The organism is Pantoea sp. M_10 (assembly GCF_008631515.1).
GTDB lineage: Bacteria > Pseudomonadota > Gammaproteobacteria > Enterobacterales > Enterobacteriaceae > Pantoea > Pantoea anthophila.
Map to the genome: position 1 here is coordinate 292,670 of NZ_VWUL01000002.1, position 11,631 is coordinate 304,300.

Annotated in this window: 9 protein-coding genes; all 9 read left to right on the top strand. The window is 55.5% G+C overall.

Annotated features, from left to right (window positions below; translation table 11 throughout):
- The first annotated feature begins 784 nt into the window (after positions 1 to 784).
- Positions 785 to 1,708, top strand: a complete 924-nt coding sequence (gene lrhA, locus F3I47_RS08315) for a transcriptional regulator LrhA (RefSeq protein WP_003854247.1) — start codon at positions 785 to 787, stop codon at positions 1,706 to 1,708.
- Between the two features lie 640 nt (positions 1,709 to 2,348).
- Positions 2,349 to 2,792, top strand: a complete 444-nt coding sequence (locus F3I47_RS08320) for an NADH-quinone oxidoreductase subunit A (RefSeq protein WP_071987796.1) — start codon at positions 2,349 to 2,351, stop codon at positions 2,790 to 2,792.
- 15 nt (positions 2,793 to 2,807) lie between these two features.
- Positions 2,808 to 3,485, top strand: a complete 678-nt coding sequence (locus F3I47_RS08325; RefSeq protein WP_009089012.1) for an NADH-quinone oxidoreductase subunit B family protein — start codon at positions 2,808 to 2,810, stop codon at positions 3,483 to 3,485.
- A gap of 113 nt (positions 3,486 to 3,598) precedes the next feature.
- Positions 3,599 to 5,398 carry an NADH-quinone oxidoreductase subunit C/D gene (nuoC, locus tag F3I47_RS08330; RefSeq protein ID WP_009089013.1) on the top strand — a complete coding sequence of 600 codons (1,800 nt, stop codon included), beginning with the start codon at positions 3,599 to 3,601 and terminating at the stop codon, positions 5,396 to 5,398.
- 2 nt (positions 5,399 to 5,400) lie between these two features.
- On the top strand, positions 5,401 to 5,916 hold the full coding sequence (gene nuoE / locus F3I47_RS08335) for an NADH-quinone oxidoreductase subunit NuoE (RefSeq protein ID WP_009089015.1): 516 nt from the start codon (positions 5,401 to 5,403) through the stop codon (positions 5,914 to 5,916).
- A 2-nt stretch (positions 5,917 to 5,918) separates the two neighbouring features.
- Complete coding sequence (gene nuoF / locus F3I47_RS08340) at positions 5,919 to 7,259, top strand: NADH-quinone oxidoreductase subunit NuoF (RefSeq protein WP_181161926.1); 1,341 nt, start codon at positions 5,919 to 5,921, stop codon at positions 7,257 to 7,259.
- Between the two features lie 112 nt (positions 7,260 to 7,371).
- Positions 7,372 to 10,095 (top strand): NADH-quinone oxidoreductase subunit NuoG, encoded by a 2,724-nt coding sequence (nuoG, locus tag F3I47_RS08345; RefSeq protein ID WP_150028889.1) that lies wholly within the window; start codon positions 7,372 to 7,374, stop codon positions 10,093 to 10,095.
- Complete coding sequence (gene nuoH / locus F3I47_RS08350; protein WP_009089020.1) at positions 10,092 to 11,069, top strand: NADH-quinone oxidoreductase subunit NuoH; 978 nt, start codon at positions 10,092 to 10,094, stop codon at positions 11,067 to 11,069. The genes nuoG and nuoH overlap by 4 nt, the downstream gene beginning before the upstream one ends.
- A gap of 11 nt (positions 11,070 to 11,080) precedes the next feature.
- On the top strand, positions 11,081 to 11,623 hold the full coding sequence (nuoI, locus tag F3I47_RS08355; protein WP_009089021.1) for an NADH-quinone oxidoreductase subunit NuoI: 543 nt from the start codon (positions 11,081 to 11,083) through the stop codon (positions 11,621 to 11,623).
- The last annotated feature ends 8 nt before the right edge of the window (positions 11,624 to 11,631 follow it).

Consider the following 11,631-nt stretch of genomic DNA (forward strand, 5'->3'; position numbering starts at 1 on the left):
ATAAATAAGGGTAAGTTTAGGTTTTTAAACTGATGAATAGCGTGGCAGGGGCAGGGCTGCGGTGCGCGTTTTCTCAAAGCGGACCGTAAATAATCTGAAGCGGTCATTTTTCCGCCGCGGAAATATACCCCAGGAGAAATAGTTAAAGGATATTTTATGAATGCTCATTTTGTGGACGATTTTGCGGCCTCGTTAATACTTACGCCTTAACGCTGCTTAAGAGTATCCGGTTTAAGGTGTTGTGATCGCCGGAAAAGGTCCAAAAGCAGAGGGTAAAAGAGGCATCAGATTGAACTATTGTGGGCAGCAGTTAACAGTTTCTCACTAAATTTCAGAGCGATGAAGGCTTAAAAAGTGATCAATAATGTGGCATAAGGGTCTGGAAATGCCTTTGCCGCAAAATTTACAGCGCTTTTCACAAAATCATTTCCATTTTGAAGTCAAAAATGATTAAGTATAATTTATTATTTAATGCACTTTACCGCTTTGTCCCGCCAGCCCGTAAAGTGTGAATTTCGTCCTGTCCGGTTCTTTTCGGCAGGATCACGATTATGACGCAGCTTCCTGCATTCGCGCCCCCCGCGCTTACGGTTCAGACGTGGTCTTTTTCACGACAGCGTATGACCCATCAGGTGAGTGAGCCGTGCGGAATCCGCACAAGAGATTTTTTGTGCCAGTCTTCACACAGGACTGTCATTAAGCACCATTACTGCTTATCACTTTGATAAGCTTGTAATAACACCAGGGTAGTAGTTCGTAAAATCTTATAAGTGAAGAAAAAAACATGACTAATGCAAATCGTCCGATACTGAATCTCGACCTCGATCTGCTGAGAACTTTCGTTGCCGTTGCGGATTTGAATACCTTTGCAGCCGCCGCTGCAGCGGTCTGCAGAACCCAGTCAGCAGTCAGTCAGCAGATGCAACGTCTGGAACAATTGGTAGGTAAAGAGCTGTTTGCCAGACATGGACGTAACAAACTGTTAACAGAGCATGGAATTCAGCTTCTGGGCTATGCCAGAAAAATTCTGCGTTTTAATGACGAAGCCTGCACCTCACTGATGTACAGTAACATTCAGGGCGTACTGACTATCGGCGCCTCTGATGACACCTCAGACACGATCCTGCCATTCCTGCTGAACCGTGTGACCTCGGTGTATCCGAAGCTGGCTATCGATGTGCGGGTTAAACGTAATCCTTTCATGATGGAAATGCTCAACCAGGGTGAAGTGGACCTGGTTGTGACGACCTCCAGCCCGGGTAATTTCACCTATCAGGTGCTGCGGACATCACCGACTTTATGGTACTGCGCTGCGGATTATATCTTCCAGCGTGGTGAAGCCATTCCACTGGTGCTGCTGGATGAGCCAAGTCCTTATCGTGATATGGCCATCGACCATCTTAACGAAGCCGGTATCCCGTGGCGGATCTCCTATGTCGCTTCAACCCTGGCTGCCGTACGCGCCGCGGTAAAAGCGGGTCTGGGTGTGACAGCCCGTCCGGTTGAGATGATGAGTCCGGAACTGCGTGTGATGGGTGCGGCGGAAGGGCTGCCGGTGCTGCCGGATACGCAATACCTGCTGTGCCGCAATCCGGATAGCGATAACGAACTGGCACTGGCGATCTTCAATGCCATGCAGTCCACTAACGATCCCTACAATCTGAGCAATAATCCCGACGGTGCATTGTTGCTGGATGACGAAGAGTAGTTTCGCTTACGTATTACACCCCATGCCAGCGTGGCTGTCTTAATAGACGCTTATAAATCGCCTCTCGATTTCCTGACCGGACGAGAGGCTTTTTTTTGTCTGATGCACCTTTGACGCCCCTCCGCACACGTCCTGTCCCGCTGATTCACGTCCTTTTCGGCCTCACACCACTCTCTACTGAAACCTGCCAGTCATAAACCCGCTATTTTGTTCCATGATGTCTCATTTGAGGTGGATAAAATTGCGGCAAAAAGGGCAAAACTGTGTTCCTGATCAAGAAAATACCCCTGGTAAGGGGAAGGAAAACAGCGTGAGACCTGTCAAAATATGATTGTTAAATGCACGATCCATGCGTGTGAATACCCGCTACACTAAAATTAACCCTACAGACTGAAGCGATTTAGCTGGAAAGCGGGGCATCATTTGTTAATAATATGATGCAGGTGTGAAATAATGTTTGGATACTTTTGTCAAAGTTGACAAAAGGTTATAGAAAGGAGTAAAAAACCCCATAAAATTGCTGCTTATTGACAAATAACAGCGACGTTTGAAAGGTTTTTACCCTTCCCTTGAATCGATGTGGTCAGTTTGCTGCGGGAAACGCGTGCAGGATGCCAGCGCCACTTTTGATGAGTAAGCAATGAGTATGTCAACTACCACCGAAATCATCGCTCAGCACTGGGCGTTTATCGTATTTATCGTTATTGCCTTTGGCCTGTGTGCTTTCATGCTGACCGGAGGATGGCTGCTCGGCGGCAAAGCACGCGCCCGCTACAAAGACACGCCATTCGAATCAGGCATCGAATCCGTTGGTGATACCCATATCCGCCTCTCGGCGAAATTTTATCTGGTTGCGATGTTTTTCGTCATTTTCGACGTCGAAGCCCTCTTTTTATACGCATGGGCGACCTCAATCCGTGAAAGCGGATGGATCGGCTTTGCGGAAGCCGCAATTTTCATTTTGGTGCTCCTGGCGGGGCTGGTCTATCTGGTGCGCATCGGCGCGCTGGACTGGGCGCCTGCCCGCCGTCGCGTAGTGGTGAAAACCACTACGGTCAGCCACACCAAACCTCACAAGCAGTAAAAGAGAGGCAATAAGATGGACTATACGCTCACCCGCATAGACCCGAACGGTGGTGAGAACGACCGTTATCCTCTGCAAAAGCAGGAAATCGTCAGCGATCCGCTGGAGCAGCACGTTCATCGCAGCGTCTACATGGGCAAACTCGAAAATGCCCTGCATGACATGGTGAACTGGGGACGTAAAAACTCCCTCTGGCCCTACAACTTTGGTCTCTCCTGCTGTTATGTAGAGATGACAACGTCGTTCACGGCCGTGCACGACGTGGCCCGTTTCGGCGCGGAAGTGATGCGTGCCTCGCCACGTCAGGCTGACTTTATGGTCATTGCCGGTACCCCCTTCACCAAAATGGCCCCGGTCATTCAGCGTTTGTACGATCAGATGCTGGAGCCAAAATGGGTTATTTCCATGGGGGCCTGCGCCAACTCCGGCGGCATGTATGACATCTATTCCGTTGTGCAGGGTGTAGATAAGTTCCTGCCGGTTGATGTGTACATTCCTGGCTGCCCGCCTCGTCCTGAAGCCTATATGCAGGCACTGCTGCTGCTGCAGGAGTCGATCGGTAAAGAGCGCCGTCCTCTCTCATGGGTTGTCGGCGATCAGGGCGTTTATCGCGCCAACATGCAATCCGAGCGGGAAAGAAAGCGCGGCGAGCGCATCGCCGTCACTAACCTGCGTAGCCCGGACGAAGTCTAAAACCGTACGGATGGAAAATCGCGCCTGCAGCAGAACATCACAATTTAATGCATGGCCCCATCCTGACGCCTTCATTTGAGTGCCTGAGATCAGGCCGGAATGGTGAGTAACGTATGACAGATTTGACCACGCAAGATCTCGCTCAGCCGCTATGGCAAACCCGTGATCACCTGGACGATCCGGTGATCGGCGAGTTGCGTAACCGTTTTGGGCCGGACGCCTTCACTGTTCAGCCTACCCGTACCGGAATTCCGGTTGTCTGGGTAAAGCGTGAACAGATACTGGAAATTACCGAGTTCCTGCGTAAATTGCCGAAGCCTTACGTCATGCTGTATGACCTGCATGGTGTGGATGAGCGTTTACGTACCCACCGTGCAGGCCTGCCTGCTGCGGATTTCTCCGTTTTCTACCACCTGCTGTCGATTGAACGCAATCGTGACATTATGCTCAAGGTGGCCTTATCTGAAAACGATATGCATCTGCCGACGCTTACCCGGCTTTTCCCGAATGCCAACTGGTATGAGCGTGAAACCTGGGAGATGTTTGGCGTCACCTTTGATGGGCACCCGCATCTGACGCGCATCATGATGCCCCCCACGTGGGAAGGCCATCCGCTGCGCAAAGATTATCCGGCGCGCGCCACGGAGTTCGATCCTTTCACGCTGACGAAGCAGAAAGAAGATTTAGAGATGGAGGCGCTGACCTTTAAGCCTGAAGACTGGGGCATGAAGCGCAGCACCACCAACGAAGATTTTATGTTCCTCAACCTCGGGCCTAACCACCCGTCAGCGCACGGTGCGTTCCGCATCATCCTGCAGCTGGATGGCGAGGAGATTGTCGACTGCGTACCGGACATCGGTTATCACCATCGTGGTGCCGAAAAGATGGGCGAGCGTCAGTCGTGGCACAGCTACATTCCCTACACTGACCGTATCGAATACCTGGGCGGCTGCGTCAATGAAATGCCGTATGTGCTGGCCGTTGAGAAACTGGCCGGCATCGTGGTGCCCGATCGCGTAAACGTGATCCGCGTGATGCTCTCTGAGCTGTTCCGCATTAACAGTCATCTGCTCTATATCTCGACCTTTATTCAGGACGTCGGTGCGATGACACCGGTGTTCTTCGCCTTTACCGATCGCCAGAAAATTTATGACGTGGTTGAAGCCATTACCGGCTTCCGTATGCACCCGGCCTGGTTCCGCATCGGCGGGGTTGCCCACGATCTGCCACGCGGCTGGGAGCGTCTGCTGCGTGACTTCCTGGACTGGATGCCGAAACGCCTGAAGGAGTATGACAAAGCCGCACTGCGTAACAGCGTGCTGGTTGGTCGTTCCAAAGGCGTGGCCGCTTACAACATGGAAGAGGCGCTGGCGTGGGGCACCACCGGTGCCGGTCTGCGTGCCACCGGTCTCGACTTTGATGTGCGCAAATGGCGTCCATATTCTGGCTATGAAAACTTCGATTTTGAGATCCCGGTCGGCTCCGGCGTCAGCGATGCTTACAGCCGTGTCCAGCTGAAGATGGAAGAGATGTGGCAGTCGCTGCGCATCCTTGAGCAGTGCCTCAACAACATGCCAGAGGGACCGTTCAAAGCGGATCACCCGCTGACCACGCCGCCACCGAAAGAGCGCACGCTGCAGCACATCGAAACGCTGATCACACACTTCCTGCAGGTGTCGTGGGGGCCGGTGATGCCAGCCAATGAATCTTTCCAGATGATTGAAGCGACGAAAGGGATCAACAGCTACTACCTGACCAGCGACGGCAGCACCATGAGCTACCGCACCCGTGTGCGTACGCCGAGCTTCCCGCATCTGCAGCAGATTCCTTCGGTAATCCGTGGCAGCCTGGTATCCGACCTGATCGTTTACCTGGGCAGTATCGATTTTGTTATGTCAGACGTGGACCGCTAATTATGCACGATCAACACATTGCCATTAAAACGATCGACCCTGATGAGGTCTTCGTGCTGAGCGCGGAAGAGCATCACGCCATTGAGCACGAAAAACACCATTATGAAGATGCGCGTGCAGCCTCCATTGAAGCGCTGAAGATCGTGCAGAAACAGCGTGGCTGGGTACCGGATGGTGCCATCAACGCAATTGCCGACGTCCTCGGGATTCCGGCGAGTGATGTTGAGGGTGTGGCGACATTCTACAGCCAGATCTTCCGTCAGCCGGTAGGGCGTCATGTGATCCGTTACTGCGACAGCGTGGTCTGTCACATCACCGGCTATCAGGGCATCCAGGCCGCACTGGAGCAGCAGCTGAATATTAAACCGGGTCAGACCACAGCTGATGGCCGCTTTACGCTACTGCCGACCTGCTGCCTGGGGAACTGCGATAAAGGGCCGACCATGATGGTGGACGAAGATACCCATGTTCATCTGACGCCGGAAGGCATTCCCTCTTTGCTGGAGCAGTATCAATGACAATCAAACAGATCATTCGTACTGCTGAAACTCACCCGCTGACCTGGCGGATGCGCGACGACAAGCAGCCGGTCTGGCTGGACGAATACCGCAGCAAAAACGGCTATGCCGGTGCGGAAAAAGCGCTGAAAACCATGTCGCAGGATGAGATCGTCGCGGCAGTCAAAGATTCCGGCCTGAAAGGGCGCGGCGGTGCAGGCTTCTCGACCGGGCTGAAGTGGAGCCTGATGCCGAAAGATGAGTCGATGAACATCCGTTACCTGCTGTGTAACGCCGATGAGATGGAGCCGGGCACCTATAAAGACCGCCTGCTGATGGAGCAGATGCCGCACCAGCTGGTCGAGGGGATGCTGATCAGCGCCTTCGCTCTCAAGGCTTACCGTGGCTATATCTTCCTGCGTGGTGAATATATTGAAGCAGCGGTGCATCTGCGCCGCGCGATTGCCGAAGCGACCGAAGCGGGCTTTCTCGGCAAAAATATTCTTGGCACCGGCTTCGACTTTGAGCTGATCGTCCACACCGGCGCAGGACGTTATATCTGCGGCGAAGAGACGGCGCTGATTAACTCCCTGGAAGGCCGCCGTGCTAACCCGCGTTCCAAACCGCCCTTCCCGGCGAGTGCCGGTGCGTGGGGCAAGCCGACCTGCGTGAACAACGTGGAAACCCTCTCTAACGTCCCGGCGATCCTGGCCAACGGCGTGGAGTGGTACAAGAGCATCTCAAAAAGTGAAGATGCCGGTACCAAAATGATGGGCTTCTCCGGGCGGGTTAAAAATCCTGGCGTCTGGGAACTGCCATTTGGCATTACCGCGCGTGAAATCCTTGAAGATTACGCGGGCGGCATGCGCGACGGGCTGAAGTTCAAAGCCTGGCAGCCCGGTGGCGCAGGCACCGACTTCCTGACAGACCAGCATCTGGATCTGCCGATGGAATTTGCCAGCATCGGCAAAGCAGGCAGCCGACTGGGCACCGCCCTGGCGATGGCCGTCGACCACGAAATCAATATGGTCTCGCTGGTTCGCAACCTGGAAGAGTTCTTTGCCCGTGAGTCGTGCGGCTGGTGTACGCCATGCCGTGACGGTCTGCCGTGGAGCGTAAAAATTCTGCGCGCGCTGGAGCAGAAGCAGGGGCAGCCAGGGGATATCGAAACCCTGCTGCAACTCTGCCGTCAGCTCGGTCCGGGTAAAACCTTCTGTGCGCATGCCCCGGGCGCGGTCGAGCCGCTGCAGAGTGCGATTAAATATTTCCGTGAAGAGTTTGAAGCCGGCATGGCGCCGCAGGTCTTTGGCAATACCCGCTCCATTGGCGGGATCCAGCCAAACCTGCTGAAAGCGCGCTGGTAATTCGCCGCCGCACACGGAACAGGCCTGGTGCCGCCGCCCCGACAATGTCGTGCGTCGGGGCAAGAATATGATTAACGCTCGTCTCTGACGAGCCTTACGGAAGCATGTCACTATGGCTACAATTCATGTAGACGGTAAAGAGTATGATGTGAACGGAGCGGACAACCTGCTACAGGCGTGTCTCTCTCTGGGCCTTGATATTCCTTACTTTTGCTGGCATCCGGCGCTGGGAAGCGTCGGGGCCTGCCGCCAGTGTGCGGTAAAGCAATTCCAGAATGCCGAAGATACCCGTGGTCGTCTCGTCATGTCCTGCATGACGCCGGCCTCTGACGGCACATTTATCTCCATCGACGATGGCGAAGCGAAAGAGTTCCGCGAAAGCGTGGTGGAGTGGCTGATGACCAACCACCCACACGACTGTCCGGTGTGTGAAGAGGGCGGTAACTGTCACCTGCAGGATATGACAGTGATGACCGGCCACAGCTTCCGCCGCTATCGCTTCACCAAGCGCACCCACCGTAATCAGGATCTCGGCCCCTTCATCTCGCACGAGATGAACCGCTGTATCGCCTGCTATCGCTGCGTGCGTTACTACAAAGATTATGCCGATGGCAAAGATCTGGGCGTCTACGGCGCACATGACAACGTCTACTTCGGTCGCCCGGAGGATGGCACGCTGGAAAGCGAATTCTCCGGTAACCTGGTCGAAATCTGCCCGACCGGCGTGTTCACCGACAAAACGCACTCCGAACGCTATAACCGTAAATGGGATATGCAGTTCGCGCCGAGCATCTGCCAGCAGTGCAGCGTGGGCTGTAACACCAGCCCGGGTGAACGTTATGGTGAGTTGCGCCGTATCGAAAACCGTTACAACGGCACCGTTAACCACTACTTCCTCTGTGACCGTGGCCGCTTTGGCTATGGCTATGTGAACCGTAAAGATCGTCCGCGTCAGCCAATGCTGCTGCGTGGCAACGACTGGGTGACGCTGAACGCCGAGCAGGCGGTCAACGCCGGGGCTGATTTGCTGCGCCAGGCGAAGAAAGTGATCGGTATCGGCTCACCGCGCGCCAGCGTTGAAAGTAACTTTGCCCTGCGTGAACTGGTTGGGGCGGAGAACTTCTCAACCGGTATACCGGCAGCTGAGCAGGCCCGGCTTGAACTGATGCTGAAAGTGCTGCGTGAGGGGGGGATTTACACCCCTTCGCTGCGTGAGATTGAAAGCTACGATGCGGTGCTGGTGCTGGGTGAAGACCTGACCCAGGTCGGCGCACGTGTGGCGCTCTCCGTCCGTCAGGCGGTGAAAGGCAAAGCGCGTGATATGGCCGCGGCACAGAAGGTAGCAGACTGGCAGATCGCCGCGATCCTGAACATCGGTCAGCATGCGAAACATCCGCTGTTTGTCACCCACGTTGATGAAACCCGTCTGGATGATATAGCCGCATGGAGCTATCGTGCGCCGGTTGACGATCAGGCGCGTCTCGGTTTCGCCATCGCCAGTGCGCTGGATGAATCTGCGCCTGCGGTGACCGATTTCGACAGCGCACTCAGCGCCAGAATGGATGTAGTGGTTCAGGCACTGGCGGGCGCGAAAAAGCCATTAATCATCTCCGGTACCCATTCCGGCAGCAGCGCCATGATTGAAGCCGCCGCAAACGTCGCCAAAGCCCTGAAGGCCCGCGGCGCCGATGTCGGCATTACCTTGCTGGCCGGCCACGCCAACAGTGTCGGACTTGGCCTGATCGGCGGCAATCCACTGGAGCACGCGCTGGAGCAGCTGTCAGGCGGTGAAGCCGATGCGTTGGTGGTGCTGGAAAACGATCTCTATCGCCATGCGCCCAAAGCGCTGGTGGATGCGGCGCTGGCTCAGACCACGAACGTGATCGTGGTGGATCATCAGCGCACCGCGACCGTGGAGAAGGCGGGTCTGGTCTTATCGACTGCGAGCTTCGCCGAAAGCGATGGTACCTCTGTTAACCATGAAGGCCGCGCGCAGCGTTTCTTCCAGGTTTACGATCCCGCTTATTACGACAACAGCGTCGTGATGCTGGAGAGCTGGCGCTGGCTGCACTCGCTGCACAGCACCCTGGAAAGCCGTCACGTGGACTGGACCCAGCTCGATCACGTTATCGATGCCGTGGTTACCCGTCTGCCGCAGCTGGCCGGCATCAAAGAGGCGGCGCCTGACGCCAGCTTCCGTATCCGGGGCCAGAAACTGTCACGTTCGCCGATCCGTGCGAGTGGTCGTACCGCCGCGCGCGCCAACATCAGCGTCCACGAACCGCGTCAGCCGCAGGATCAGGACACGATGTTTGCCTTCTCGATGGAAGGGAACAACCAGCCGTCGGCCCCGCGTTCTCAGATCCCGTTTGCCTGGGCACCGGGCTGGAACTCCCCTCAGGCGTGGAACAAATTCCAGGCCGAAGTGGGCGGCAAACTGCGTCATGGCGATCCGGGCGTGCGCTTGTTTGAAGCCAGCGCCGGTCAGCTACCCTGGTTTACCCGTGTCCCTCACGCCTTTGTCAGTGAAGGGCAGTGGCGTGTGGCGCCGTGCTACCAGCTGTTTGGTAGTGAGGAGATGTCGCAGCGTTCCCCGGTTTTCCAGCAGCGTATGGCGCAGCCTGCTCTGGTGATCAACCCGGACGATGCGGCGAAGCTGGGCGTCAACGATGGCGCAGCCGTCGAGTTCAGCTGTGCCGGTGAGACCGTGCGTCTGCCGGTGCGTTTCTCGGCGTCACTGCAGGCGGGACAGATTGGTCTGCCGCTGGGCATGCCGGGCGTTCCGCCGTTCCTGGCGAACGGTAAAATCGACACTCTGCAGGAGGCGGCGCAATGAGCTGGTTAACACCGGACGTTATCGACATTCTGCTGGCCATTGTTAAAGCCATCGTCATTCTGCTGGTGGTCGTGGCCTGCGGCGCGTTCATGAGCTTCGCCGAGCGTCGTCTGCTCGGCCTGTTCCAGAACCGTTACGGACCGAACCGCGTAGGCTGGGGCGGGTCACTGCAGCTGGTGGCGGACATGATCAAAATGTTCTTTAAAGAGGACTGGGTCCCGCCGTTTACCGACCGCTTTATCTTTACTCTGGCACCGGTTATCGCCTTTGTTTCGCTGCTGCTGGCCTTTGCTATCGTGCCGGTTTCACCGACCTGGATGGTGACCGACCTGAACATCGGTCTGCTCTTCTTCCTGATGATGGCAGGTCTGGCGGTCTATGCGGTGCTGTTTGCCGGCTGGTCGAGTAACAACAAATACTCCTTGCTGGGCGCGATGCGCGCCTCGGCGCAGACCCTGAGCTATGAAGTGTTTCTGGGGCTGTCGCTGATGGGCGTAGTGGCGCAGGCGGGCTCGTTCAATATGAACGACATCGTCAACAGCCAGACGCATCTCTGGAACATCATCCCTCAGTTCTTCGGTTTTGTGACCTTCTGTATTGCAGGTGTGGCGGTGTGTCACCGTCATCCCTTTGACCAGCCAGAAGCGGAACAGGAACTGGCTGACGGTTATCACATCGAATACGCCGGGATGAAGTTCGGCCTGTTCTTCGTCGGCGAATATGTGGCGATTACCACGGTCTCCGCCCTGATCGTTACGCTGTTCTTTGGTGGCTGGCATGGACCCTTCCTGCCGCCGTTCATCTGGTTCGCCCTGAAAACGGCGTTCTTTATGATGATGTTCATCCTGATCCGCGCCGCGCTTCCGCGCCCACGCTACGACCAGGTGCTGTCATTCGGCTGGAAAGTGTGTCTGCCGTTGACGCTGCTGAACCTGCTGGCGACTGCCGCAGTGATTCTCTACACAGCGTCGTAAGGGGTTAACAAATGACTTTGAAAGATATTGTCGTCGGTTTTGGCACGACAGTTCGCAGTATCTGGCTGATAGGGCTGCACGCCTTTGCCAAACGTGAAACGCAGATGTACCCGGAAGAGCCGGTTTATCTGCCACCTCGCTATCGCGGCCGTATCGTGTTAACGCGCGATCCGGATGGGGCAGAGCGTTGCGTGGCCTGTAACCTGTGTGCGGTTGCCTGTCCGGTGGGCTGTATTTCGCTGCAGAAAGCGGAAACCAAAGATGGCCGCTGGTATCCGGAGTTCTTCCGCATCAACTTCTCACGCTGCATCTTCTGCGGCATGTGTGAAGAAGCCTGTCCGACCACCGCGATTCAGCTGACGCCCGATTTTGAACTGGGCGAGTTTAAGCGTCAGGATCTGGTGTATGAAAAGGACGATCTGCTGATTTCGGGACCGGGTAAATATCCGGAGTACAACTTCTACCGCATGGCAGGTATGGCGATTGACGGTAAAGATAAAGGCGAAGCGGAAAACGAAGCGAAGCCAATCGACGTCAAAGGCTTATTACCTTAAGGAGCAAG